25 protein-coding genes are annotated in these 26892 nt (G+C 52.7%); 4 read left to right on the top strand and 21 right to left on the bottom strand.

Features of this window, described 5'->3' with window-relative positions; all coding sequences use genetic code 11:
* Positions 1-97 precede the first annotated feature (97 nt).
* Complete coding sequence (locus AB182_RS09665) at positions 98-1102, bottom strand: IS110-like element IS5075 family transposase (protein ID WP_000427614.1); 1005 nt, start codon at positions 1100-1102, stop codon at positions 98-100.
* A 257-nt stretch (positions 1103-1359) separates the two neighbouring features.
* Here AB182_RS09665 and mfd point away from each other — a divergent pair, with 257 nt between their 5' ends.
* Both mfd and ldtC read left to right on the top strand, forming a co-directional pair.
* The gene (mfd, locus tag AB182_RS09660; protein WP_047369880.1) at positions 1360-4806 is read left to right on the top strand and encodes a transcription-repair coupling factor; all 3447 of its coding nucleotides are present in this window, start codon (positions 1360-1362) and stop codon (positions 4804-4806) included.
* 154 nt (positions 4807-4960) lie between these two features.
* A complete protein-coding gene (ldtC, locus tag AB182_RS09655; protein ID WP_047369879.1) occupies positions 4961-5914 on the top strand; it encodes a L,D-transpeptidase LdtC in 954 nt (317 codons plus the stop codon).
* Between the two features lie 69 nt (positions 5915-5983).
* On the opposite strand, the gene bhsA is transcribed toward ldtC, so the two are convergent.
* Positions 5984-6241: a multiple stress resistance protein BhsA gene (bhsA, locus tag AB182_RS09650; protein ID WP_047369878.1), complete on the bottom strand. Its 258-nt coding sequence runs from the start codon at positions 6239-6241 to the stop codon at positions 5984-5986.
* A gap of 244 nt (positions 6242-6485) precedes the next feature.
* On the opposite strand from bhsA, the gene AB182_RS09645 reads away from it, so the two are divergent.
* Positions 6486-7118: a TetR/AcrR family transcriptional regulator gene (locus AB182_RS09645; RefSeq protein WP_047369877.1), complete on the top strand. Its 633-nt coding sequence runs from the start codon at positions 6486-6488 to the stop codon at positions 7116-7118.
* Positions 7119-7583: 465 nt separating this feature from the next.
* Here AB182_RS09645 and AB182_RS09640 read toward each other — a convergent pair whose 3' ends face one another.
* The 8 genes from AB182_RS09640 to hinT all read right to left on the bottom strand — a co-directional run bounded on the left by AB182_RS09640 (position 7584) and on the right by hinT (position 13720).
* Positions 7584-8123 (bottom strand): glycine zipper 2TM domain-containing protein, encoded by a 540-nt coding sequence (locus AB182_RS09640; protein ID WP_041851711.1) that lies wholly within the window; start codon positions 8121-8123, stop codon positions 7584-7586.
* A 196-nt stretch (positions 8124-8319) separates the two neighbouring features.
* Positions 8320-9624: an NAD(P)/FAD-dependent oxidoreductase gene (locus AB182_RS09635; protein ID WP_047369876.1), complete on the bottom strand. Its 1305-nt coding sequence runs from the start codon at positions 9622-9624 to the stop codon at positions 8320-8322.
* A 272-nt stretch (positions 9625-9896) separates the two neighbouring features.
* Entirely contained in the window at positions 9897-10439 is a 543-nt protein-coding gene (gene ycfP / locus AB182_RS09630) for an alpha/beta hydrolase YcfP (protein ID WP_041851713.1), read from the bottom strand.
* A 39-nt stretch (positions 10440-10478) separates the two neighbouring features.
* Positions 10479-11504: a beta-N-acetylhexosaminidase gene (nagZ, locus tag AB182_RS09625; RefSeq protein ID WP_047373247.1), complete on the bottom strand. Its 1026-nt coding sequence runs from the start codon at positions 11502-11504 to the stop codon at positions 10479-10481.
* A gap of 2 nt (positions 11505-11506) precedes the next feature.
* Entirely contained in the window at positions 11507-12331 is an 825-nt protein-coding gene (gene thiK, locus AB182_RS09620; protein ID WP_047369875.1) for a thiamine kinase, read from the bottom strand.
* Positions 12312-12974 carry a penicillin-binding protein activator LpoB gene (gene lpoB / locus AB182_RS09615; RefSeq protein ID WP_047369874.1) on the bottom strand — a complete coding sequence of 221 codons (663 nt, stop codon included), beginning with the start codon at positions 12972-12974 and terminating at the stop codon, positions 12312-12314. Before lpoB ends, thiK begins: the two co-directional genes overlap by 20 nt.
* Before the next feature lie 10 nt (positions 12975-12984).
* Positions 12985-13359: a YcfL family protein gene (locus tag AB182_RS09610; RefSeq protein WP_047369873.1), complete on the bottom strand. Its 375-nt coding sequence runs from the start codon at positions 13357-13359 to the stop codon at positions 12985-12987.
* Position 13360: 1 nt separating this feature from the next.
* Positions 13361-13720: a purine nucleoside phosphoramidase gene (gene hinT, locus AB182_RS09605; RefSeq protein WP_047369872.1), complete on the bottom strand. Its 360-nt coding sequence runs from the start codon at positions 13718-13720 to the stop codon at positions 13361-13363.
* 336 nt (positions 13721-14056) lie between these two features.
* Between hinT and fhuE the strand changes: the two genes are divergently transcribed.
* On the top strand, positions 14057-16237 hold the full coding sequence (fhuE, locus tag AB182_RS09600) for a ferric-rhodotorulic acid/ferric-coprogen receptor FhuE (protein WP_047369871.1): 2181 nt from the start codon (positions 14057-14059) through the stop codon (positions 16235-16237).
* A 153-nt stretch (positions 16238-16390) separates the two neighbouring features.
* Here fhuE and ptsG read toward each other — a convergent pair whose 3' ends face one another.
* The 11 genes from ptsG to AB182_RS09545 form a co-directional block, all read right to left on the bottom strand.
* Positions 16391-17824, bottom strand: a complete 1434-nt coding sequence (gene ptsG / locus AB182_RS09595) for a PTS glucose transporter subunit IIBC (protein ID WP_047369870.1) — start codon at positions 17822-17824, stop codon at positions 16391-16393.
* 299 nt (positions 17825-18123) lie between these two features.
* Positions 18124-18918 carry a metal-dependent hydrolase gene (locus AB182_RS09590; protein ID WP_047369869.1) on the bottom strand — a complete coding sequence of 265 codons (795 nt, stop codon included), beginning with the start codon at positions 18916-18918 and terminating at the stop codon, positions 18124-18126.
* A 10-nt stretch (positions 18919-18928) separates the two neighbouring features.
* Positions 18929-19933, bottom strand: a complete 1005-nt coding sequence (gene holB, locus AB182_RS09585; protein WP_047369868.1) for a DNA polymerase III subunit delta' — start codon at positions 19931-19933, stop codon at positions 18929-18931.
* Positions 19930-20571: a dTMP kinase gene (gene tmk, locus AB182_RS09580; RefSeq protein ID WP_047369867.1), complete on the bottom strand. Its 642-nt coding sequence runs from the start codon at positions 20569-20571 to the stop codon at positions 19930-19932. The genes holB and tmk overlap by 4 nt, the downstream gene beginning before the upstream one ends.
* Positions 20561-21583 (bottom strand): cell division protein YceG, encoded by a 1023-nt coding sequence (yceG, locus tag AB182_RS09575; protein ID WP_047369866.1) that lies wholly within the window; start codon positions 21581-21583, stop codon positions 20561-20563. The genes tmk and yceG overlap by 11 nt, the downstream gene beginning before the upstream one ends.
* The gene (pabC, locus tag AB182_RS09570) at positions 21580-22395 is read right to left on the bottom strand and encodes an aminodeoxychorismate lyase (RefSeq protein ID WP_047369865.1); all 816 of its coding nucleotides are present in this window, start codon (positions 22393-22395) and stop codon (positions 21580-21582) included. Before pabC ends, yceG begins: the two co-directional genes overlap by 4 nt.
* A gap of 129 nt (positions 22396-22524) precedes the next feature.
* Positions 22525-23766, bottom strand: a complete 1242-nt coding sequence (fabF, locus tag AB182_RS09565; protein ID WP_047369864.1) for a beta-ketoacyl-ACP synthase II — start codon at positions 23764-23766, stop codon at positions 22525-22527.
* Between the two features lie 88 nt (positions 23767-23854).
* Positions 23855-24091, bottom strand: coding sequence for an acyl carrier protein (gene acpP, locus AB182_RS09560; RefSeq protein WP_000103754.1), 237 nt, complete (start codon positions 24089-24091; stop codon positions 23855-23857).
* A gap of 154 nt (positions 24092-24245) precedes the next feature.
* Positions 24246-24980 carry a 3-oxoacyl-ACP reductase FabG gene (fabG, locus tag AB182_RS09555; RefSeq protein WP_047369863.1) on the bottom strand — a complete coding sequence of 245 codons (735 nt, stop codon included), beginning with the start codon at positions 24978-24980 and terminating at the stop codon, positions 24246-24248.
* A 12-nt stretch (positions 24981-24992) separates the two neighbouring features.
* Positions 24993-25922, bottom strand: a complete 930-nt coding sequence (gene fabD, locus AB182_RS09550) for an ACP S-malonyltransferase (protein ID WP_047369862.1) — start codon at positions 25920-25922, stop codon at positions 24993-24995.
* 16 nt (positions 25923-25938) lie between these two features.
* Complete coding sequence (locus AB182_RS09545; RefSeq protein ID WP_047369861.1) at positions 25939-26892, bottom strand: beta-ketoacyl-ACP synthase III; 954 nt, start codon at positions 26890-26892, stop codon at positions 25939-25941.

Below are 26892 nucleotides of genomic sequence, written 5' to 3'. Positions count from 1 at the left end.
TACAGGTTCCTCAACAGGCCGGTGGGCCGTTAGTATCATCAATATCAGTATTCGCAAAACCAGATGAATGATTGTTTAAACTGGTGTATTTCTGCCTTTATGCTTCGTAAGTTTGCTGTCGCGCCGTCAGTGCCCAGGCTATTCTGGCCAGCTTGTTTGCCAGAGCACAGGTGACGACAAAGTTGCTTTTCCGACACAACAACTCCCTGACCCAGTCGGCCAACTTGCCAGACTGGTGTTCCAGTTTTTGTATGAATACCCTGGCACACTGAACCAACAAAGTTCGGATCTTTTTGTTGCCCCGCTTGCTAATCCCTAACAATGTCGTCCGACCTCCCGTGCTGTACTGTCGGGGTACCAGCCCTGTTGCCGCCGCAAAGTCACGGCTGCTGGCGTACTGCTTCCCGTCGCCAATCTCAGTTGAAATAGTACTGGCAGTCAGCGTTCCAACGCAGGGAATACTCAGCAAGCGCTGTCCAACCTCATCTTCGTCCAACTTTCGTTTCAACTGAGATTCCAGATCTTTAATCTGCTCAACAAGATAGTGATAATGCTGTTGTAATTTCAGCAGTAACTGGCTGAGATAAAGAGGCAAACTACTGTCCTCAAGAAGGGTACTCAGTCGACTAATAACGGCAGCACCTCGCGGAACGCTGATACCAAATTCCAGCAGAAAAGCATGCATCTGATTAGTTGTTTTCACCTTATCCTGAACCAGGGATTCACGGACACGATGCAGAGCTCGCATTGCCTGCTGAGATTCGGTTCTGGGCTGCACGAAACGCATAGATGGACGTGATGCTGCTTCACAGATAGCTTCAGCATCAACGAAGTCATTTTTGTTGCTTTTAACGAATGGGCGGACAAATTGCGGTGATATCAGCTTTGGAAAATGCCCTAACTCTGCCAGCTTGCGTGCCATAAAGTGAGAACCGCCACAGGCTTCCATCGCGATGGTTGTTGCCGGGCATGTCGCCAGAAATTCGATTAGCTTTGGTCGGGTGAATTTTTTACGGTAAACGGCCTTCCCACGATGATCCTGACAATGAATATGGAAAGAGTTCTTACCCAGATCGATACCAATAAGCGCAATGTTTTCCATGATGGTTCTCCGAATGAAAGCCTGTCCTCAGCATAGTACTGGGAAGGAGGGAGTGACCATCTCATTAAATATCCTCGGCGATTTTTGCCGATCTGTTTTTCACTCCGCCCGCAAAATTGGCCCCGCCGCTGCAAACACGATAAGCGCGTGTGTTGAGGTTGGCGAATAGTGCACAATCGCGGATAATAAAGGGATTGCGTATCAGTGATATGCCCCAATAACAAGGGGCATATCCATAAGAGACCCAGACCCTATCTATGCCTGAACAATACCGTTATTCTCTGCCCGTCAAACCCGGCGAGCAGCGCCAGCTTGGCGAACTGACTGGTGCTGCCTGCGCGACCGAAGTCGCGGAAATCATTGAGCGACACAAAGGTCCGGTAGTACTGATTACGCCGGATATGCAAAATGCCCTGCGTCTGCATGACGAAATCAGCCAGTTCACCGACAATCTGGTGATGAATCTTGCTGACTGGGAGACGCTGCCGTATGACAGTTTCTCGCCGCATCAGGAAATCATCTCCTCCCGTCTCTCCACACTCTACCAGTTGCCCTCTATGCAGCGTGGTGTGCTGATTGTCTCGGTAAATACATTGATGCAGCGCGTCTGCCCGCATAGCTATTTACACGGGCATGCGTTGGTCATGAAAAAAGGCCAGCGGCTGTCCCGTGACGCGCTGCGCGCGCAGCTGGACAGCGCAGGGTATCGCCATGTTGATCAGGTTATGGAACACGGTGAGTACGCGACCCGCGGGGCGCTGCTGGATCTCTTCCCGATGGGGAGCGCACAACCTTATCGTCTTGATTTCTTCGATGATGAAATTGACAGCCTTCGTCTGTTCGATGCGGACAGCCAGCGTACGCTGGAAGAGGTCGAGGCGATCAATTTACTGCCTGCTCATGAATTCCCGACGGATAAAACCGCAATCGAACTGTTTCGCAGTCAGTGGCGCGATAAGTTTGACGTCAAGCGCGATGCCGAACATATCTATCAACAGGTAAGCAAAGGCACTTTGCCAACCGGTATTGAATACTGGCAGCCCCTGTTTTTCAGCGAACCGTTGCCGTCGTTGTTTAGCTATTTGCCGGACAATACGCTGCTTATTAACACGGGCGATCTGGAAAACAGCGCTGAACGCTTTAGCCAGGAGACCCGGGCGCGCTTTGAAAATCGCGGCGTGGACCCGATGCGCCCCTTGCTGGCGCCTGAGTTGCTGTGGCTGCGGGTAGATGAGTTGTTCAGCGAACTCAAACTCTGGCCTCGCGTGCAACTCAAAACCGAAAACCTGGTGGACAAAGCCGCCAATGTGAACCTCGGTTACCGGACATTGCCGGATTTGGCCGTTCAGGCACAGCAAAAATCACCGCTGGATAATTTGCGCAAATTCCTCGAATCCTTTAGTGGGCCGGTCGTGTTTTCGGTCGAGAGCGAGGGACGTCGTGAAGCGCTGGGAGAACTACTCTCACGTATCAAGGTTGCGCCGAAACGCATTACCCGACTGGATGACGCGCAAGATGCCGGGCGCTATCTGATCATTGGTTCGGCAGAACATGGCTTTATCGACACGCTACGTAACCGCGCGCTGATTTGCGAAAGCGATCTGCTGGGTGAGCGCGTTGCCCGCCGCCGCCAGGATACGCGCCGCACGATTAATCCCGATACGCTGATTCGCAACCTTGCTGAACTGCACCCAGGCCAGCCGGTGGTACACCTGGAACATGGGGTTGGACGCTATGCAGGGATGACCACGCTTGAAGCGGGCGGCATTAAAGGCGAATACCTGATGCTGACTTATGCCGGGGATGCCAAACTCTACGTACCGGTCTCCTCATTGCATCTGATTAGCCGCTATGCCGGGGGCGCGGAGGAGAACGCGCCGCTGCATAAACTGGGCGGCGATGCCTGGGCGCGGGCGCGGCAGAAAGCGGCAGAAAAAGTTCGTGATGTCGCTGCAGAACTGCTGGATATCTACGCTCAACGCGCCGCGAAGTCCGGCTTTGCATTTAAACACGATCGCGAACAGTACCAGCTTTTCTGCGACAGCTTCCCGTTTGAAACCACGCCAGACCAGGCTCAAGCCATTAACGCGGTGTTGAGTGATATGTGCCAGCCGCTGGCTATGGACCGCCTGGTCTGCGGCGATGTCGGCTTCGGTAAAACCGAAGTGGCCATGCGCGCCGCCTTCCTTGCCGTCGAAAACAACAAGCAGGTGGCGGTGCTGGTGCCCACTACCCTGCTCGCTCAACAGCATTTCGACAATTTCCGCGATCGCTTCGCCAACTGGCCAGTGCGTGTGGAGATGCTTTCGCGTTTTCGTAGCGCAAAAGAACAGACACAGGTGCTGGAGCAGGCGGCTGAGGGCAAAATCGATATTCTTATCGGTACCCATAAGTTGCTGCAAAACGACGTGAAGTGGAAAGATCTGGGGCTGCTGATTGTCGATGAAGAACACCGCTTCGGCGTACGTCATAAAGAGCGGATTAAAGCGATGCGCGCAGACGTGGATATCCTCACGCTAACCGCGACGCCAATTCCGCGTACACTCAATATGGCCATGAGCGGTATGCGCGATCTGTCGATTATCGCAACGCCTCCTGCGCGCCGCCTGGCTGTGAAAACATTCGTTCGCGAATACGACAGCCTGGTCGTACGCGAGGCGATACTGCGTGAAGTCCTGCGTGGCGGGCAGGTTTACTACCTTTATAACGACGTCGAAAATATTCAGAAAGCTGCCGACAGACTGGCAGAACTGGTACCGGAAGCACGTATCGCCATCGGCCACGGCCAGATGCGTGAACGCGAACTGGAACGGGTGATGAATGATTTCCACCACCAGCGTTTTAATGTGCTGGTCTGTACCACCATCATCGAAACCGGGATCGACATCCCTACCGCGAACACGATCATTATTGAGCGAGCCGATCACTTTGGCCTGGCGCAACTCCACCAGCTACGTGGGCGCGTGGGTCGTTCACACCACCAGGCCTATGCCTGGCTGCTGACACCACACCCGAAAGCGATGACGACCGATGCACAGAAGCGTCTCGAAGCCATTGCCTCACTGGAGGATTTAGGTGCCGGTTTCGCCCTTGCGACCCATGATCTGGAAATCCGCGGCGCCGGCGAACTGCTGGGAGAAGATCAGAGCGGTTCAATGGAAACCATCGGCTTTTCGCTGTATATGGAGTTGCTGGAAAATGCGGTCGATGCGCTTAAAGCCGGGCGTGAGCCATCGCTTGAAGATCTCACCAGCCAGCAAACGGAAGTCGAACTGAGGATGCCTTCCCTGCTGCCGGATGATTTTATTCCCGACGTCAATACCCGCCTCTCTTTCTACAAGCGCATTGCCAGCGCGAAGAGTGAAAATGAGCTCGATGAGATTAAAGTGGAGTTGATTGACCGCTTTGGCCTGCTGCCTGACGCCGCACGAAACCTGCTCGATATTGCGCGGCTGCGTCAACAGGCGCAGAAACTGGGGATTCGTAAGCTTGAAGGGAATGAAAAAGGCGGCTCGATTGAGTTCAATGAAAAAAATCATGTCAATCCCGCATGGCTAATCGGCCTGTTGCAAAAACAGCCAAAACACTTCCGCCTTGACGGCCCGACGCGCCTGAAATTCTTCCAGGAGCTGACGGATCGCAAAACTCGCATGGACTGGGTTCGTAACTTCATGCGACAGTTGGAAGAGAACGCGATCGCATAGTGTTCTGTGGGCCAGTACCCGTACTGGCCCGGTTATTTTTTGAAATATTTACAAACACTTTGCACTCTTCCAGGACTTCCCGACATTCCCTCCCGCCATAATTCCATGATCTCTATCTGACAAAATAACCTTATAATTTACATGGATAATGGTAATGCTTAATAACTCCCGTTTTGTCCTCTGGGCGATTTTCCTCGCCGCCACGCTAGTCTTACCAGCGAAAGCCAATACCTGGCCTTTACCGCCCAACGGTAGTCGGCTGGTCGGTGAAAATCGTTATCACGTGGTAGAAAATGATGGCGGCTCGCTGGAGGCAATTGCCAAAAAATACAATGTCGGTTTCCTGGCTCTGTTGCAGGCGAACCCCGGTGTTGATCCTTATGTTCCGCGCGCAGGCAATGTGCTGACGATCCCGCTACAAACCCTGGTACCAGACGTGCCGCGCGAAGGTATTGTCATTAATCTGGCCGAACTGCGTCTCTACTATTACCCGCCGGGTAAAAATGAAGTCACCGTCTACCCTATCGGAATAGGGCAACTGGGTGGCGATACGCTGACGCCTACGATGGTGACGACCGTTTCCGATAAACGGGCCAATCCGACCTGGACGCCTACAGCCAATATTCGTGCGCGTTATAAAGCCCAGGGGATAGATTTACCGGCGGTCGTCCCTGCCGGGCCAGAAAATCCGATGGGGCACCATGCCATTCGCCTTGCTGCTTACGGTGGTGTCTATCTGATTCATGGAACTAACGCCGATTTTGGCATTGGTATGCGTGTGAGCTCTGGCTGTATCCGTCTACGTGATAACGACATTGCCACCTTATTCAGGGTTATCACACCCGGTACGCGCGTGAATATTATCAATACGCCGATAAAAACATCGGTTGAACCTGACGGCACACGACTTGTAGAAGTGCACCAGCCGCTATCAAAATCCATCAATGACGACCCGAAGACCTTACCGATTGTACTTAATGCCACAATGCAGGCCTTCAAAGACTCACCGCAGAGCACAAGTGAGGTATTTGAACGTGCGATGGAAGTGCGTTCCGGCATGCCGGTGGATGTCACCCTCCATGACAATGCGCTGCAACAATCCCTTTAATGTCCGGGTAACAAAAAAGGCCTCGCAGTTGCGAGGCCTTTTTTATGAGGGTTAATTCAGTGGCTTAACTTATTTGTACAGCACTGCCGTGCCATGCAGGGTATCAGAACCGGTCACAGAGGTGATACGGAAAGATTTTGCGCCCATCTCATCCGCTTTTTGAGCCAGTTGATCTTCAACAGAAGAGAGGTTAGCGCCTGCAGAAGCACCAATGATACCGACTTGCTGCTGGCCTGCCGGAGCACTCTGGACTTCAACAGCAGCGAAGCTTGCAAAAGAAAGTGAACTCAGTACGGCAGCGGCAAACAGTGTTTTAACGTTTTTCATGATTTTGTTCCTGTAGCAGATGAAAGAAGCGTCGTAAGCATTAACTTAACGATCGATAGACAAATGATAAGTGTGATCTGCATCACGCGTCAATACATTTTAATAACGAACGTTAACTAAATTAATAAAATGATATTTATCATATAGATAGAATTTAATAATTTGTGCTATTTTGCCTCTGGTGTCTGACAGCATTTATTTTTATAATGATTGCTCAACAAACCAACAAAGGTTGAACGGCACTATGACCAGTGAAGTCACTTGTACGAAAAAAAGCCGTGGCCGACCGAAAGTGTTCGACAGGGAAGTGGCGCTTGATAAGGCCATGGCATTATTCTGGCAGCATGGCTACGAAGCCACGTCTTTATCTGATCTCGTAGAGGCAACGGGCGCGAAAGCACCGACGCTGTATGCGGAATTTACGAATAAAGAAGGCCTGTTCCGCGCGGTGCTGGATCGCTATATCTCGCTTTTTGCAGCCAAACATGAAGCCCAACTGTTATGCGACGACAAACCGCTGGGACAGGCGTTAAAAGATTACTTCACGGCGGTGGCAAACTGCTTTACCAGCACGGATACTCCGGCGGGCTGTTTTCTAATCAACACCTCCGCGACGCTGGCCGCCTCATCGCAAGCGATTGCCGAAACCATCAAGTCACGCCATGCGCAGCAGGAACAGATGTTGCTCACATTTTTGTTACAACGTCAGGCGCGAGGGGAAATTCCCTCCCACGCGAATGTTCAGGAGCTGGCGCAATTTTTAAGCTGTATTCTGCAGGGCATGTCTATCAGTGCCCGGGAAGGAGCGAGTCGTGAGAAGTTGCTGCAGATTGCGGCGACTACGCTGCGTTTATGGCCCCAGTTGACCACATCCTGATTTGCCTCCCTTCGCAATAATTATCGTTTTCACCTATTATATTAATAGGTGAAAACTGCATGCCATTTTTGCCGTTTTGCTAATATTAAACAGGAATTATTTCGCTGCTAACCATTAGTAGTAAAAGAACCATAAACGTCAGGATGACGGTATAAGCGAACTGTTAGTTCTAACCCTACGCTATCTTATTGTATATACGGAATTATGTACTTTGGCTGACTATTCACATTCAGAAGGAAAATGGAGATGATTTTGCTATTACCATTACTTAAAGTGCTAATAGTAATAACATTGTTATTCGGGCTCTGGGTTGTATGTGGTGGTTCGGTGTTATTCGCGTTTATCTCAGTGGTCATTACCGGCTTTCTGCTCTATCGGCAGCATGATCTTATCTGAATTCTGTGCCTGTAAAAAAGGCTCCTCAGCCTGAGCAAATGAGGAGCCAATGGGTACAGTACTGCTATTTTAGGCCTTGTTATTCAAAATAAGCTGACCGTTGTCATCCAGTGGGATCTGGGTTCCAGGGTCTTTATCCATGCGGATTTTCCCTTGCTGGTCGCCAATTTTATAGGTGACGTCATACCCCAGCATTTTTTCCGATTTGTCATACACCGTTTTACAACGCTGCTCAGTCGTGGTGTAAGTGTCTCTTGCCTGCATTTCGCCCTGGACCTGATTACCGGCGTAGCCACCGCCCAGCGCGCCGACGACCGTGGCGACATCGCGGCCCCGGCCCCCACCGAACTGATGACCGATAACGCCACCGGCAACCGCGCCCAGTACTGAACCGGTCAGGCGATTTTCATCCTGAACCGGACGGCGATGCGTCATAGTGACATTACGACACTCCTGACGCGGCGTTTTAATGGATTCTTTGATTGGCGTGGCGGAAACCACCTGCGCATACTGCGGCCCGCGATTGAAGACATTCATACTTGCAACCGCTGCGACACCCAGAGCAGCGGCCACGCCAATACCGATACCCGCTAACATTGACTTATTCACAGGATTTCCTCCCTGGTTTGCTATTCGTAACAATTTTGCAACCTGGCAGTGCTATAAGCCAATCGGAATGAGCGGAAAAAAAGAGAAATCAGGCAGGAGAACAGCATGATTCGGAGTTATCCGAGCATATGCTGGCGGTATTGCAGAAGGATGTACTGCTCTCCTGGAATGTGACGCAGGAGAGCAGCAAGCCATGTTAGTGAAGCTTGAGGCGCGGGCGAATGACACGGTTAATACTGCCGACCAGCATCATTAACCCCGTCTTGAAGTAACCATGCAGCGCAATCTGATGCATACGGTACAGTGAGATATAAACAAAGCGCGCAATACGCCCTTCAATCATCATTGACCCGCGCATCAGGTTACCCATCAGGCTCCCCACGGTGGAGAAGTTGGAGAGTGAAACCAGCGAGCCGTGATCTTTATAGACATAGGACTTCGTCGGTTTCCCTTTCATTTGCGCCAGGATGTTGTGCAGTGCAAGACTCGCCATCTGGTGTGCGGCCTGAGCGCGCGGCGGCACAAAGCCCCCTTCCGGACGCGCGCAGGAGGCACAGTCGCCAATGGCATAAATATCCGCATCACGTGTCGTTTGCAGAGTCGGCTCAACCACCAACTGGTTAATCCGGTTCGTTTCCAGGCCGCCTATTTCTTTCATAAAGTCCGGTGCTTTGATACCGGCTGCCCAGACCATCAGATCGGCTTTAATATATTCGCCATCTTTGGTGTGAAGACCGCCTTCATCGGCGCTGGTGACCATCGTCTGCGTCAGAACACGCACACCCATTTTGGTCAGCTCATTGTGCGCAGCGCCGGAAATACGCGGCGGCAGCGCGGGCAGAATGCGCTCGCCTGCTTCCACCAGCGTGACGTTCAGCGCCTCGTTGGTCAGCCCTTTATAACCGTAACTGTGTAGCTGTTTCACTGCGTTATGTAACTCGGCAGACAGCTCAACACCCGTCGCCCCACCGCCGACAATAGCGATGTTTACTTTGCCGTTCGCCCCCAGGCTGGCAGAGTATTTCAGGAACAGGTTCAGCATCTCCTGATGAAAACGGCGCGCCTGGTGCGGGTTATCAAGGAAAATGCAGTGCTCTTTTACGCCAGGGGTATTGAAGTCGTTTGACGTGCTGCCTAACGCCATCACCAGCGTGTCATACGCCAGCTTACGTTCAGGAACCAGCAGTTCACCTTTCTCGTCACGCAACTCTGCCAGGGTTATCGTTTTCGCGTCGCGATTGATATCAACCACAGAGCCCAACTGGAACTGGAAATGGTGATTACGCGCATGCGCCAGATAGCTCAGCGCATCAACACCTTCATCAAGCGATCCTGTTGCTACTTCATGTAATAGCGGTTTCCACAGGTGGCTATGGTTGCGATCCACCAGCGTAACTTTTGCTTTCTTACCGCGGCCCAATTTTTTACCCAACTGTGTCGCCAGTTCAAGCCCGCCAGCACCACCGCCAACAATCACAATTTTCTTCAATGGTGTAGTCAACGTGACCCCCTCAAAATTATTAACCAATTGTTAATTAAAAGTTATAAATATAACCCTTAATTAACAACAAGTTACATCATGAAAACCAAATTATGTCAGTGAGAATAACATGAACGGTGCATTGGTCATACCAAAATTGATATGCATCAAGTTTTGGTGCTTAAAAGATGAACAAGTGTAGTTGCTCTGAAACACGCTGGTCGAAAACGTGAGCTAAAACCAGTTAACGAAAGGAGCAAAACAAAGCCCGACGAGTGTCGGGCTGAGGAGGATTAACCAAGTGTTTTAAAAGCTTTAATTCGCTGCAGGTGCGGCGAGATATTTTTAAATTTATGCGTCTGTTCTTCGTCCCAGACAATTTCGTAGTAATGGTGCAGAACATCAGACGAACGTTGACTATCCAGCGCTTCATCACGGCGAGACAGGATCGCCAGGCAGCGATCGCGATTTTTCTCGCGAAAATTCGACACACATTTTGTGGCAATGTCGAGGTACTCTTCCGGTCGGTCGATCTTGCCTTCCATGTTTTCAAAGGGGAATAAGTTAGGATTGAACATGACCTGCCGAATGTCGCAAAGGAAACCAATGCGCTCCGCCCAGTATCCTCCCAGCCCCACGCCGCAAATGAGCGGCCGTTCATCCACGTTGAGCTGCAGCATTTTGTCCACCTCTTTTAACAAATGCTGCATATCATGCTTCGGATGACGCGTGCTGTAACTGATCAACCGGACATCCGGGTCGATAAATTGCAGTTGCAGTACCTTCTCATGATTTCCCGGACTGTTTGAGTCAAAACCGTGCAAATAGATGATCATTGTATCCTCACCCTACTCCAGTACCCCGTCCACAAAGGTTCACTGAGCCACCTTGTATTCCTGCCAACGCGCGTGGAGTTGTTCCAGTTCACGGTTGGCGGCCTTCCAGCGTGCAGAACTCAGCAATTCCTGACGGGAAAATGAACCTTTATGATACAATTTCGTAACACGCTCTACTTTGATCGGCGACAGGTTATCCAACACACTGACTGCGCCCTTACGATTATTACAGACCAGGATCATATCGCAACCTGCATCCAGCGATGCCTGTCCACGCTCGGCATAGCTGCCCATGATCGCCGCGCCTTCCATTGATAAATCGTCGGAAAAAATCACGCCATCAAAATTCAGCTCACCACGAAGCACGGTTTTCAGCCAGTGGGGAGAACCGCTGGCCGGGCGTGAATCCACATCCGTATAAATAACGTGCGCAGGCATAATCGCATCCAGCTTGCCCTGTTCAATTAGCGCGCGGAACACCGCCATATCCTTGCCACGGATCTCCGCCTGAGCCCGCGGATCGCGCGGCGTCTCTTTATGTGAATCGGCCGTCACGGCGCCATGCCCCGGAAAATGCTTACCGGTGGTTTTCATGCCCGCACTGTGCATGCCATCGATAAAACGTCCTGCGATGGAGAGCGCTTTTACCGGATCTTCGTGATAGGAACGTTCGCCAATCGCGGCGCTGATATGGCCCACATCAAGTACGGGCGCGAAACTGATGTCGATATCCATCGCAATCATCTCGCTTGCCATCAGCCAGCCCGCCTCTTCTGCCACTCTGCCGCCCTCTTCCATTCCCAGCAAGGCCGCAAAAGATTGCGCTGCCGGCAGATGGGTAAAACCCTCGCGAAAGCGCTGAACCCGCCCACCTTCCTGATCGACCGCGACCACCAGACGATGGCGAGATGCGGCACGGATCTGGCGTACCAGTTCGCGCAACTGCGCCGGATCGTGATAATTGCGGGTAAATAGAATCAGGCCACCCACCAGCGGATGCGCCAGAATTTCGCGCTCTTCCGCATCCAGTTCGTAGCCTTGCACATCTAACATGACCGGACCCACACTCACCTCTCTTTTCCTTTCATCTTTAACTGACGCCATGCGGCATCAGCCAGCGTTATAAATTGTTGATCGCCCGTCTGCTGCCAGCGGCACTCAAACCAGCCCGCCATCAACATTGCTATCCACGGACGCCAGCGTAGCACCTGACGCCATAAACGCGTTTCATCAAGCATGGCGAAACGTGCGTATTCAGCCACCAGTTCACGCCGTTGATGCTCGCTCCCGGTCCAGACGCCTGCAAGTTCCATCGCGATATCACCGTCACCGGCATACTCCCAGTCGATCAACCGCAACCCGTCATGAGTGTGCACCAGGTTGCCCGCGTGAACATCCATATGTAATGGAGCCAGTCGCAAGGGTGCCGGTTCGCCCTCTTGCCTGCGTGCTTTTAATTGCTGCAGCCAGAACGGCGTACGACGCGACGGCGAACACTGTTGCCAGTACGTCTCCAGTAAAGGCAGCAGAGTAAGACGCCAGCCAAAGCGGGGGCAGCGATGCAGATCATACAGTAAGGCCGCCAGATTATGGCTGGCCGGCAAGTTGCTTTGCATATCGCCAGCAACATAGTCAATTACCATCCAGCCTTTAACGAAAAAGCAGGGGTGCGGCGCAATGCGCTGCGGTAATCGTTTAAGCGCGCGATACTGGCGCAAAAAGGGTGACGATGTTGCCTGATGCTGCTGGCGTAAAATCAGACGTTGATGGCCGTTGCTGATAAGACAACTCCCGCCGCTAAGGCCAGTATCCTGACCTTCGACGGGAGCATAATGCGGGAAATAGCGTGACAGCAGCGCGTCACGCGTAAGATTATTGTTGCTGAACCGCACCTTTACCTGACCAGACAATTTCGCCAGTCTGCACCAGCATCAGTTGCATTTGCAGTGTCGGCGCATTGGCGTTGCCTGTCGCGCTGGAATACAGCACGTACTGAGCTCCTACATTGCGGGCAATACCAATCGCTTTGCTGCGCGTACCGAGACTATCCTGTGGCGACAGGCCTAGTTGCTGCTTGGCAATTGCCAGTTGCTGCGCTGAAACCAGGGTAAACTTGCCATTGTTGGTCAGCGCGCTGCGCAGGGTTTCGGTTGCTTCGCTGGTGTTAACCGAACCGTTAGTCCGGTTGTTCACACTATCAACGAGCAGTACGTTACCCGCCGAGGCTCCACTCGCCTGCAACATTTTACCTATCATCGGCTGTACGGCGCTGTTCCAGTCGTAATGACGCTCACGCGGTGTCGGCTGAGTCGTTTGATCAGGATGTTCGATTGGCCCAGGTTGTTCCGGGATCGATGGCACTGACGGCACCGTCGGTACAGGTTGCGACGGCTGTGGTTGCTGCGGAACAGGCTGTTGTGGCGTTGGGTTCGCTTGTTCAACCGGTGCGGGCTCTTGCTCGCCACGGGTAATACACCCTGAAAGGATAACCGCCACTGTGGTCAGTAGCGCGAAACGTCCTAATGTTTTAATCAATTTTCACCCCTTATAGATAGAGATAAAGTCTGACCTTGTGCGCACCCAGGAAGTTTGCATTTCCATAAAGTGTGACAGCGGAGTGCGCCGGGATCGTTACCCTACGCGGTTCTTCGAGCGGGTGCATTTCCAGGCCTCTGGCGTCGTACCAGTAAAAACGGTAATTGATGGTTACCGGCTGCGCGCGTTCATTGAACAGGCGAGACGAGGCAGAGGGCTGGATTTCTTGCGTGCTCAGCGTGGGGGAATCAGCGGTGATGCCTGCGGCCAGCACATTGGCTTCCATTACCAGCGTTTGATCGTTGGCCACCGGGATCGCAGGACGCGAGCCGCAACCGACTAAACTCAGAGCCGTCACCAGAAGTGCAACGCGTCCGTTGATCATATCAATCGCCTTTATATGCCAGCATCGGACCTAAGGGGCGACCACCCAATAAATGCATATGGATATGCCAGACTTCCTGCCCACCATGGCGGTTACAATTCATGATGAGGCGATAACCCTCTTCCGCAATCCCCTCAGCGCGGGCAATTTTTGCCGCTACGGTCATCATGCGCCCCATTGTCTGTTCATGCGCTTCGGTGATGTCATTCGCCGTAGGTATAAGAATATTGGGCACAATCAGCACATGCGTCGGTGCCTGGGGAGAGATATCACGGAAAGCGGTAACTAATTCATCCTGATAGACGATGTCCGACGGAATTTCACGACGGATAATCTTACTGAAAATGGTTTCTTCGGCCATGACGTTTTCCTTTTTATACGCGCGGGCGAAACCGCCCCATCACGAGATACAGTGTAGAGTATGAGCGAGATTCTCCGGCTGTTTCAACTACAACGCTCTTTTTCTTCAAGATTTCACCACCAGCTGGTGGTGTTATAACCAACCCCTACCCATAAGCGCTTTAAATCAATCACTCAGACAGGAATATTACATCTGTTTACATTGCAATACTGAATGCGTATATTTCGCATTTGCATTTTCATGCGCATTTATTAATTGAAAAATATAAAACAGGCCGGGCGCCGACAACATCTCGCGATCCGGATAATCCCGTTACCACACCATTAAGGGTTAATAATGTCTTTCACCATGAACGCCAGGAATGATCAGCGCTCACTTGCCTGTGCGCCATCATTACTGGCTGTTTGTATTGGGTTCGCGTTAACGCCAGCCGCAAGCTTCGCGGCATCCACATCCGGTAATGATGAAACCCTCATCGTTGAGGGCGGTTCTGGCGCTGAGAGAGATAGCCACCAGGATCACGACTACAGCGTTCAGACCACAACCACCGGGACAAAATTGCTGCTTGTACCCCGCGATATCCCGCAATCGGTAAGTGTTATCAGCCAGCAACGTATACAGGATCAAAACCTGAACGCTATCGGGCAGGTATTGACTAATACAACCGGCGTCACCGCGCAGGTACAGGACAGCGATCGCACCGTGTTTTATTCACGTGGCTTCTTTGTCAACAACTACGCGTATGACGACCTCCCGACTTCCATCAGTGAAGTCTGGAACTTCGGTGATACCGCCGCCGATACGGCCATTTATGACCGCATTGAAGTCGTACGCGGCGCGACAGGTTTGATGTCCGGCACCGGCAATCCGGCGGCCTACGTCAACATGGTGCGTAAACATGCGGATAGCACCGACTTTAAAGGTAACGTGTCCGCCACGTACGGTAGCTGGGATAAACAACGTTATGTCCTTGATCTACAGGCACCACTGAGCGAATCGGGAAAAGTGCGTGGCCGCGTCATCACCGGTTATCAGGATAATGACAGTTGGGTAGATACCTACCACTACCGCAAGAAATTCATCTACGGCGTCGTTGATGCCGATGTGACCGACAGCACTACCCTCTCGATGGGATATGAATATCAGGAAAGCCAGACCGACAGCCCTACCTGGGGTGGTTTGCCCACCTGGTACGCCGATGGCAGCAAAGCGAAATATGATCGCAGTACAACGGTGGCGCCGAACTGGGCCTATTCCAATAAAGACAATACCAGGGTCTTCGCAAACCTGACACAGCGTTTTGGCAACGGCTGGGAAGCGCATGTTAACGGCATGCATGCGCAAACCAATTTCGATACCAAAATGATGTATATGTACGGTTATCCGGATGAAGCCACAGGCCAGGGAATGGTCGGTTACGGCGGCTGGAATCGTGGTGAGCGTAAACAGGATGCCATTGATGCCTTCATGCGTGGCGGTTTTGACCTGTTTGGTCGCCAGCATCAACTCATGTTCGGCACAAGCTACAGCCGCCAGCGTAACCATTATGACAACGCCCTGCCGGACACGCCTGGAACAATGATTGATGTCGGCTCATTCAAGAATGGCTGGAGCGGTAATATTGCCGACCCGGCATGGACGCCATGGGCGCTATACAGCAAAGACGACATTCGTCAGTCTTCTGCCTACACCTCGGCGCGTTTCTCGCTGACCGATCCGCTGCACCTGATCGTGGGTGCACGTTATACCGAATACAATATTCGCTATAACCCGTCAGGCTCGCCGTCGACCCGACTGGAAAGCACCAAAGACGATGTCACGCCATATGCGGGTCTGGTATATGACATCAATGAAGACTGGTCCGCATATGCCAGCTATACCGAGATATTCCAGCCGCAGGACAAACGTGATGCGTCCGGGCACTATCTCGATCCCACCACCGGTAAGAGCTATGAAGCCGGGGTGAAAGCAGACTGGTTTAGCACCCGCCTGACGACCTCCCTTGCCGTGTTCCGTATCGAGCAAGACGGCGTCGCCAGCAATACTTACACCTATATGCCAGACGGGGAGTCGATCTATGAATCCCTGGATGGCGTCGTCAGTAAGGGGATCGAGTTCGAACTGAACGGCGCGCTGACCGATGAATGGCAGTTAACTTTCGGCGCGACTCGCTTTATTGCCGAAGACAAACAGGGTAAAGCGGTCAGCTCCGATCAGCCGCGCACCACCATGAAGTTGTTTACCCGCTATCAGCTGCCGACACTGCCTGAGTTAACGGTCGGCGGTGGGATAAACTGGCAGAACAAAGTCTGGACCGACGTGTCGGACACCCAACGCGCAGAACAAGGCAGCTACGCACTGGTCAATCTGTTTGGGCGCTATCAGGTCAGCAAAGATTTCGCCGTTCAGGCAAACCTGAACAATGTGTTTGACCGTGAGTATTATGATTATGTTGGTAGCTATACCGTCTACGGCGCGCCGCGTAATTTTTCTCTTAGCGCCAGCTATAGCTTCTGATGGTCGAGTTCCGCTATAAACCCTTGCCCGTGAGTTCGCTGACGGGCTTTTTACTGCAATGCCTTCAACCTCTGACGTGAGTCTTATTTCACCAGCCCTTAAATGTAAAAAAGGCAGCCTTTCGGCTGCCTCAGTCTCCCCAGACTTTACGGCTTAGTTGCTACGGATGTACTCATCCATTTCGGTTTTCAGGTTATCGGATTTAGTACCGAAAATTGCCTGTACACCTGAACCTGCAACTACCACACCTGCCGCGCCCAGTTTTTTCAGACCAGGCTGGTCAACTTTTGCCACATCGGCAACGCTAACGCGCAGACGAGTGATACAAGCATCCAGGTTAGTGATGTTTTCTTTACCGCCGAACGCAGCGACCAGTGCCGGAGCCATTTCGCTGGTCGCGCCAGCTTTAGACTCTTCGGATGCGTCTTCACGACCCGGGGTTTTCAGATCCAGTGCTTTAATCAGCACGCGGAACACGATGTAGTAAACCGCTGCATAGCACAGACCTACAACCGGGAACAACCACAGTTTGCTGCCGTTACCGGACAGGACGATGAAGTCGATCAGACCGTGAGAGAAGGACGTACCGTCACGCATACCCAGCAGGATACAGATTGGGAATGCCAGGCCAGCCAGAATCGCATGGATTGCGTACAGGATCGGCGCAACGAACATGAAGGAGAACTCGATTGGCTCGGTGATACCGGTCAGGAACGAGGTCAATGCTGCGGAGATCATGATACCGCCCACTTTCGCGCGGTTCTCTGGTTTAGCAGAGTGCCAAATCGCGATAGCAGCAGCCGGCAGGCCGTACATTTTGAACAGGAAGCCGCCAGACAGTTTGCCCGCAGTCGGGTCGCCTGCCATGTAACGCGGGATATCGCCGTGGAACACCTGGCCTGCTGCGTTGGTGAATTCACCGATCTGCATCTGGAAAGGAACGTTCCAGATATGGTGCAGACCAAACGGTACCAGGCAGCGCTCGATGAAGCCGTAGATACCGAACGCAACAACCGGGTTCTGGTAGGCAGCCCATTGAGAGAATTCCTGAATAGCAGTACCAATCGGCGGCCAAATGAAGGACAGCACAACACCGAAGATAATAGCGGCCAGACCGGAGATAATCGGAACAAAACGCTTACCGGCGAAGAAGCCCAGATACTCAGGCAGCTTGATACGGTAGAAGCGGTTAAACATATACGCAGCGATGGCACCGGCGATGATACCACCGAGGACACCAGTATCTGCCAGGTGTTTAGCCGCGATTTCTTCTGCAGGTAAATGCAGTACCAGCGGCGCAACCACGGACATGGTTTTAACCATGATGCCGTAGGCAACCACAGCAGCAAGACCGGAGACGCCATCGTTATTGGTGAAGCCCAGAGCAACACCGATAGCGAAGATCAGCGGCATGTTAGCAAAAACAGAACCGCCTGCTTCGGCCATTACGTGAGAAACCACTTCTGGCAGCCAGCTGAAGTTAGCAGACCCGACGCCCAGCAGAATACCTGCGATAGGGAGTACGGATACTGGCAGCATCAGCGATTTACCGACCTTCTGCAGGTTAGCAAATGCATTCTTAAACATAATTGAGAGTGCTCCTGAGTATTTGTGCTTTTTTTACGCTTTTTGCGCATTGGCACGGGGGGAGAACCGTGCTGTGAACAGGACATCTAAGTGCCCTTTATTTATTACACAGAGTAAAATAAATCCGCATAAGTTTGTTTGACGGCTATCACGTTTCAGTTAGCGCCAGAGTCAAAACTTTCATAGATTTACAAAACCCATTACTGAATGTGTCAAAAAAAGCGTTCACCGCCTCTTTTGTGGCGGTGAACTTTACTCTTATTACTTATTAATTACGAGCACTAAAATAAGCTGAAAATTCAGAGGGATTGCAGGCGGGCCGGATCGATATGGAACAAGGTGGCGAAGTTTTCTGTGGTTTTTTGCGCCAGTTCATCGACCGAAACGCCTTTCAGAACTGCCATATATTCAGCAACATCCCGGACATACGCCGGTTGGTTTTCTTTACCGCGGTGGGGAACCGGCGCCAGGTAAGGCGAGTCGGTTTCCACCAGCAAACGATCCAGCGGGACATAACGCGCCGCATCACGCAGTTGCTCTGCGTTACGAAAAGTGACGATCCCGGAAAACGAGATATAGAAGCCGAGATCTAATAACTGACCTGCCGTTTCCCTGTCTTCCGTAAAACAGTGTAGTACGCCTCCGCAGTCCGTCACCTTTTCTTCCCGCAGAATAGCCAGGGTATCTGCACGCGCATCACGGGTGTGCACGATCACCGGCTTGTTCAGTTCACGGCCAATACGGATATGATCACGAAAAGATTCTTGTTGGCGGACTTTGGTTTCCGGCGTGTAGTAATAATCCAGACCCGTTTCCCCCATCGCCACAACGCCGTCTTCTGCGGCCATTCTGCGCAAATCTTCCACCGCATAGGCTTCATCCTGATTGAGCGGATGAACGCCGCAGGAAAAAGCCACATCGCTACGTTCCCCCACCAAATCGCGCATACTGCGGTAACCCGGCAGTGTCGTCGCCACGGCGAGGAAAAATTTCACGTCGCGCGCCGCCGCTTTCGTTAACGCGTCATTTACGTCCGTATGTAACGACTGATAATCCAGGCCATCGAGATGGCAATGGGAGTCGACTAAAAACATAATCTCTCTCTTAGAAATACTGTCCGGGCAACGCGGCACCGGGTTGCAGGTAACGCTCAATGCGTAATAAAAGGTCGGTCAATAACAATTCGCGGTTGACGCCTACCACTGTCATCACCTGTTCGCGGCATTCAACCACAGCACGAAGACAGGCTTGCAGGCGCTCGCCATTAAACTGGCTGGCAAGCTGGCGTACCACCGCAATCGCATCCATATTCGTCAGCAGCGTTGCGCCCTGCTGAACCTTCAGCGCATCCAGCAGGAGCGTCGTCAGCCAGTGCAGACGTTCGGCCACCTGTTCATGGTTCAGTGCCGTCAGCAGCGAAAGCCAGTCGCCATGCCCTGGCAATTGTCCGACGGCCTGGCACAGCGCCTGACGCGGTGCGAGGTTGTCAGCCTGCAGCAATTGCGCTGCCGCACCTGGCGCGCCGCCGCACAGGCGTAACGCACTGACAATCGTCTCTTGTGACGCGCTGTGCTCGCGAGCAAGCCAGGCACAAGAGTAGTTTTCGGCGGGCGGTGCGAGGTGATGCATCCGACAGCGGCTACGCAACGTGGCCAGTAAGCGCGCCGGCTCACGACAGCTCATAAAAAACCAGGTCTCTTTCGGCGGCTCTTCCAGCGTTTTGAGCAGGGCATTTGCCGCCGCGTCCGTTAAAAGCGAGGCATCCTGAATCCAGACCACTTTAGCGCCGCCAAGGCGCGCGTGCTCATACAGTTTTTCGCTGACCTCGCGTACCGCGTCGATCCCGAGCGTCGTCTTGCCCTTCTCTGGCGCTAACGGGTAATAATCCGGATGAGTACCCGCCTGCATTAACTGGCAACCACGGCAATGGCCGCAGCTTTTGCCATTTTCCGGATGCTGGCAAAGCAGATAACGGCTCAGCGCATAGATCAGCGCATCATCCCCCATTCCCGGTAGCGCATGGACCAGTAAAGCATGATGCCCGCGACCGGCCTGATAACTGGCAACCAGTTGCTCATAATCCGACCTCAGCCACGGGTACCATCTCATGCGTCCTGCTCCTGCACCCAGGCGGTGACCGTCTGACGAATATCCGCCATAACGTCTTCGAGCGATTGCGTGGCATCGATGGTGCGAATGCTGTCATCTGCCGCAGCCAGCTCAAGGTAGCGTGCGCGCGTGCGGTTGAAGAAATCCAGAGATTCTTGTTCAATGCGATCCAGTTCGCCGCGGGCACGGGCACGCTTAAGCCCCACTTCCGGCGTCACGTCCAGGTAAATCGTCAGGTCCGGGCGAAAATCCCCCAGCACCGCATCACGCAGCGTTGCCAGCATGGTCTGGTCGACGCCACGTCCACCGCCCTGATAGGCTTGCGTAGAGAGGTCATGGCGATCGCCTATCACCCAGTTCCCATTGGCCAGTGCCGGTTTAATCACCGTTTCAACCAATTGCACGCGGGCAGCATAAAACATTAATACTTCGGCCTTAACCGTAATCGTCTCATCGCCGACAGAGCGAATGTCCAGTACCAGACTGCGCAGCTTTTCTGCCAGTTGAGTACCGCCCGGCTCGCGGGTGAAAACCATCTTTTCAACGCCCATCTGACGCAGCGTGTCAACCACGACATCGCGCGCGGTGGTTTTCCCTGCCCCTTCGAGCCCTTCAATGACGATGTATTTACTGCCCATTTTTTTCCTTAAGTACTTTTAAATAGTCCTGCACTGACCGGTTGTGGCTGGCGAGATTGGTATTGAATGTATGCCCACCTTTACCATCAGCGACAAAATAGAGATAGGGCGTTTTTGCCGGGTGCGCTGCGGCTTTCAATGACGCTTCGCCAGGTGTCGCAATAGGGCCAGGCGGCAGACCACTGATGATATAGGTATTATACGGGGTCGGCGTTTCCAGGTCAGCGCGCGACAATTTACCATTATACCGCGTGCCCATCCCGTAAATCACGGTGGGATCTGTTTGCAGCCGCATCCCAATACGTAGACGGTTGATAAAGACCGATGCGACCTGATCGCGCTCGCTGGCCACTGCAGTCTCTTTCTCGATGATGGATGCCATCGTTACCATCTGGTTTTTATCCTGGTAAGGCAACCCTTCCATACGCCCTTCCCACGCTTGATCAATCGCCCGTACCATTTTTTGGTGCGCACGTTTAAGCAGTGCCACATCCGTCGTATTCGCGGTATACATCCAGGTGTCCGGCCAGAACCAGCCTTCCACCCAGTCCGGATGTTCGAGATCCAGCGCCTGCGCAACCGTCGCGTAGGCATCATCTTTCAGGGTGTGCTTGATATAGGGCGCATCACGCAGTTGCTGCAGATAGTCACTTAGCCGCATGCCCTCAACCAGACGAAGCGGGAACTGCGCCTCTTTGCCGCTTTCCAGCAACTGGAGCATTTCACGCACTGTCATGTCAGGGGAAAAACGATAGGTGCCGGCTTTAAAGTGCGAAAGATCAGGCTCCACACGCAACAACCACTGGAAGACACGCGGGCGATTAATCACCTTTTCACCATACAGCTGTTCACCCAACGCAAGACGCCCGGTTCCGGCCTCCAGCGTAAAAATGGTGTCCTCTTTAATGAGGAGTTTACTGTCAGCCAACTGACGAACTTTCCATATACCCGCACCAGCCGCAATCACCAGGACCAGCAAAAGGAGAAATACAACGCGCAACATTTTTTTCATGACGATATCGGGTGCTCACAAAGAGGGGCCAGAAATTGGTACAACTCCCGGGAAGTCCAGCTTATGCCATCCCACGCGCGCACGGGAATGACAGGCATTAATGCATTACAGATGATGACTTCATCAGCAGCGTAGAGCGCATCTGGCGACGCATTGATTTCGACAACGCGATATTCGGAAGATGCCAGTTGGCGCAGACAAAATTGCCGCATAATGCCGTCTACACCCGCCTGACCCAGGTCTGGGGTAAACACATCGCGGCCTTTGCGCCAGAAAATATTCGCGGCACAGCATTCCGTAACCCACCCTTCACTGTCAAGAACCAGCGCCTCGTCACCGTGAGTTTGCTCAAGATAACGGCGGATCAGGACCTGCTCCAGCCGATTCAGATGTTTGAGACCGGCAAGATGTGGGTTTCGTCCCAACCGTACAGGGCTGAGTGATAGCGTAATGCCCTCTTCCTTCCAGCGTGCGTAATGCAACGGATAAGCGGAAACAGTGAGAATACGCGTCGGATTTTGGCAGTCAGCTCCACTGTAACCACGTCCACCGCCGCCACGACTGATGTTCGCCTTAAGGACCCCACTCGCCCTTCCCGAGGCAATACGGCGCATTTCATCTTCCAGCGTTTCCCATTGGCTAAAAGGAATAAAGAGCCTGTCACACGCGAGTTTGAGACGATGCAGATGTTCAGCCAGGAGGCTGATGGTTCCGTTGTCGATACGTGCCGTAGTGAAACAGCCGTCGCCAAATTGAGTCGCTCTGTCATTTGCGGCAAGAGATGCCTGCTCGCAACCATTAATCAATAACATAGAGGCTCCTTATGCGTGGCAGAGTAGTGTGGCAGGACACTCTTTGCAGGACAAGCGGAGAAAACTGAAATAAAAAAGGCCCGCAGTGCGGACCTTTTTACAGGCTGGTCGGTAAAAACAGCGTTACGATCAGACCTTTTTAAAGATCAGGGAGCCGTTAGTACCGCCAAAGCCGAAGGAGTTACACAGCGTATACTCCAGACCACTCACCTGACGGGCTTCGTGCGGAACGAAATCCAGATCGCAACCCTCAGACGGGTTATCCAGGTTAATGGTAGGCGGAACAGCCTGGTCGCGCAGTGCAAGGATAGAGTAGATAGACTCTACCGCACCCGCCGCACCCAGCAGGTGACCCGTCATGGATTTGGTGGAGCTCACCATAATACGGCTTGCGGCATCACCAAATACGGATTTCACCGCCTGCGCTTCTGCTTTGTCACCCGCCGGGGTCGATGTCCCATGGGCGTTAACATAGCCGATCTGGCCTGGCTCAAGGCCCGCATCACGAATGGCATTGACCATTGCATCAGCAGCGCCAGCGCCGTTTTCCGGCGGAGATGTCATGTGGTAAGCATCGCTGCTCATACCGAAACCGACGATTTCCGCATAAATTTTCGCACCGCGTTTTTTCGCGTGCTCATACTCTTCAAGCATGATAATGCCTGCGCCATCGCCCAGAACAAAACCATCACGGTCCTGATCCCACGGACGGCTCGCCGCCTGAGGATTATCGTTGCGTGTCGAAAGCGCGCGTGCCGCGCCAAAGCCACCCACACCGAGCGGGGTGCTCGCTTTTTCCGCGCCGCCGGCAAGCATCGCATCCGCATCGCCATAGGCTATCATACGTGCAGCATGACCAATGTTATGCACACCTGACGTACAGGCTGTAGCAATCGAAATACTTGGGCCACGCAGGCCAAACATGATGGTCAGGTGACCGGCCACCATATTAACAATCGTCGACGGGACGAAGAACGGGCTGATTTTACGCGGACCACCATTCACTAAAGAACTGTGGTTTTCCTCAATCAGGCCGAGACCACCGATACCGGAACCAATAGCGGCTCCGATGCGGGTTGCGTTCTCTTCCGTCACTTCAAGGCCAGAATCCTGCATGGCCTGAACGCCAGCGACAATTCCATATTGAATGAAGTCATCCATCTTGCGCTGTTCTTTACGCGAGATGATGTCTTCACAGTTAAAGTCCTTTACTAAGCCAGCAAATTTCGTTGCGTAGGCGCTAGTATCGAAATGGTCGATCAGGCTGATGCCACTCTGACCGGCAAGGAGAGCTTTCCAGGTAGACTCTACGGTATTGCCGACAGGAGACAACATGCCCAGTCCGGTCACAACTACACGACGCTTAGACACGGTTGTCCTCCAGGGAGGGAAAAAAATTAAGATTAGGGGGATAAAAGATAAAACTCAGGCGGTCGAGTGACCGCCTGGAGATGTTCACTTACGCCTGGTGACCGTTGATGTAATCAATGGCAGCCTGAACGGTGGTGATTTTCTCAGCTTCTTCGTCCGGAATCTCAGTATCAAACTCTTCTTCCAGAGCCATTACCAGCTCAACGGTGTCAAGAGAATCAGCGCCCAGGTCTTCAACGAAGGAAGCATTGTTGGTAACTTCTTCCTGCTTAACGCCCAGCTGTTCGCCGATAATTTTCTTAACGCGTTCTTCGATAGTGCTCATACTCTTAAATTTCCTATCAAAACTCGCTTTCGCGATGGTTTTCGTAGTGTATAAAATGTTGAAAAATTTGCAACTAAATCCCGGCAGTTCGTACCACGATTTTACGCTATTTTGCGGCCTTTCGCCCTAATAACGCAAATAAATTTAATCGTGGTTAAACCATGTACATTCCGCCGTTGACGTGCAGGGTCTCACCAGTGATGTAACCTGCTTCGTCAGAGGCTAAAAATGCAACCGCACTGGCGATTTCCTGAGCACCGCCAAGGCGACCCGCAGGAACTTGCGCCAGAATACCCGCACGCTGGTCGTCAGACAGCGCACGCGTCATGTCCGTTTCAATAAAGCCCGGAGCAACAACGTTCACAGTAATCCCGCGTGATGCGACTTCTCGCGCCAGCGATTTACTGAAACCAATCAGACCTGCCTTCGCCGCAGCGTAGTTAGCCTGACCAGCATTTCCCATGGTGCCAACCACAGAACCGATAGTGATGATACGACCATGACGCTTTTTCATCATAGCGCGCATCACCGCTTTTGACAGACGGAAAACCGATGACAGGTTGGTTTCGAGAATATCATTCCACTCGTCATCCTTCATGCGCATTAACAGATTATCGCGAGTGATACCGGCATTATTGACCAGGATATCAACTTCGCCAAACTCGGCACGAATGTTTTCCAGAACAGATTCAATAGATGCAGGATCGGTCACATTCAACATCAGACCTTTGCCGTTTGCACCTAAATACTCACTAATAGCCTGAGCGCCATTTTCACTGGTTGCAGTACCGATAACCTTCGCGCCACGAGCAACAAGGGCTTCCGCGATTGCGCGGCCAATGCCACGGCTCGCGCCGGTAACCAGCGCGACTTTTCCTTCAAAACTCATGGTTTTCCTCTTTTATTGCGCAAGTGCCTCTGACAGTGCGGCAGGCTCATTAAGCGCAGACGCTGTCAGGGTATCAACAATACGTTTTGTCAGACCGGTCAGCACTTTACCAGGACCAACTTCATACAGGTGCTCAACGCCCTGTGCTGCCATAAATTCTACGCTTTTAGTCCATTGCACCGGGCTATAAAGCTGACGTACCAGCGCATGACGAATCGCTTCGGGCGATGTTTCACATTTCACATCAACATTGTTTACCACCGGAACCTGCGGCGCGCTGAAGGTGATTTTTTCTAATTCTGCCGCCAGTTTCTCTGCAGCGGGTTTCATCAGCGCACAGTGGGACGGCACGCTGACCGGCAGCGGCAGGGCGCGCTTCGCGCCAGCAGCTTTACAGGCGGCACCCGCACGATCAACCGCTTCCTTGTGGCCTGCGATAACCACCTGGCCCGGAGAGTTGTAGTTCACCGGAGAAACAACCTGCCCTTGCGCGGACTCTTCGCACGCTTTAGCAATGGATGCATCATCCAGACCGATAATCGCCGCCATGGCGCCAGTCCCTTCCGGTACGGCTTCTTGCATGAATTTACCGCGCAGCTCGACCAGACGCACTGCGTCTGCGAACGGAATGACCCCTGCACAGACCAGTGCAGAGTATTCGCCCAGACTGTGACCAGCCATCAGCGCAGGCGTTTTGCCGCCCTGTTGTTGCCACACGCGCCATAAGGCAACAGAAGCGGTCAGCAGCGCAGGCTGTGTCTGCCAGGTTTTATTGAGCTCTTCCGCCGGCCCTTGTTGAACAAGCGCCCACAGATCATAGCCAAGTGCCGCAGAGGCTTCACGGAATGTCTCTTCAACAACCGGGTGACTTGCCGCCATATCAGCCAACATACCCACGGTTTGAGAGCCCTGTCCCGGGAACACAAATGCAAATTGCGTCATGTTTTTATCCTTAATACTAGAAACGAACCAGCGCAGAACCCCAGGTGAAACCACCGCCAAAGGCTTCCAGCAGAATCAATTGACCGCGCTGAATACGCCCGTCGCGAACCGCTTCGTCCAGCGCACAAGGGACAGACGCCGCAGAAGTGTTACCGTGACGATCGAGCGTCACTACAACGTTATCCAGCGACATACCCAGTTTTTTTGCTGTCGCGCTGATAATACGCAGGTTTGCCTGATGCGGCACCAGCCAGTTCAGCTCACTGCGCTGCAAATTATTCGCTTCGAGGGTTTCATCGACGATGCGAGAAAGCTCAGTCACCGCCACTTTAAAGACTTCGTTTCCTGCCATTGTCAGGAAAATCGGATTCTCTGGATGCACACGATCGGCATTCGGCAGCGTTAACAGTTCGCCGTAACGACCGTCAGCATGCAGATGCGTAGAGATGATACCCGGTTCTTCGGATGCTCCGAGCACAACCGCGCCCGCACCATCACCAAAAATAATAATGGTGCCGCGATCTGCCGGGTCGCAGGTACGCGCCAGAACGTCTGAACCGATCACCAGCGCATTTTTTACCGCACCCGATTTCACATATTGATCGGCAATGCTAAGCGCATAGGTGAAACCCGCACAGGCAGCTGCAACATCGAATGCCGGGCAGCCTTTCACGCCCAACATATTCTGCACCTGACATGCGGCGCTAGGAAATGCATGTGTTGCGGAGGTGGTAGCGACAATAATCAGACCAATCTCATCCGCACTGATACCTGCCATCTCCAGGGCGCGCTTTGCCGCTTCAAAGCCCATGGTTGAGACGGTTTCATCTGGCGCAGCGATACGGCGTTCACGAATGCCTGTGCGGGTGACAATCCACTCGTCAGACGTATCCACCATTTTTTCCAGGTCGGCGTTAGTTCGCACTTGTTCAGGCAGATAGCTGCCGGTACCAATAATCTTCGTATACAT

The organism is Phytobacter ursingii, from assembly GCF_001022135.1.
Taxonomy (GTDB): Bacteria; Pseudomonadota; Gammaproteobacteria; order Enterobacterales; family Enterobacteriaceae; genus Phytobacter; species Phytobacter ursingii.
Note: the sequence above shows the minus strand (reverse complement) of the source record. Positions and strands in the feature narration are given on the sequence as shown.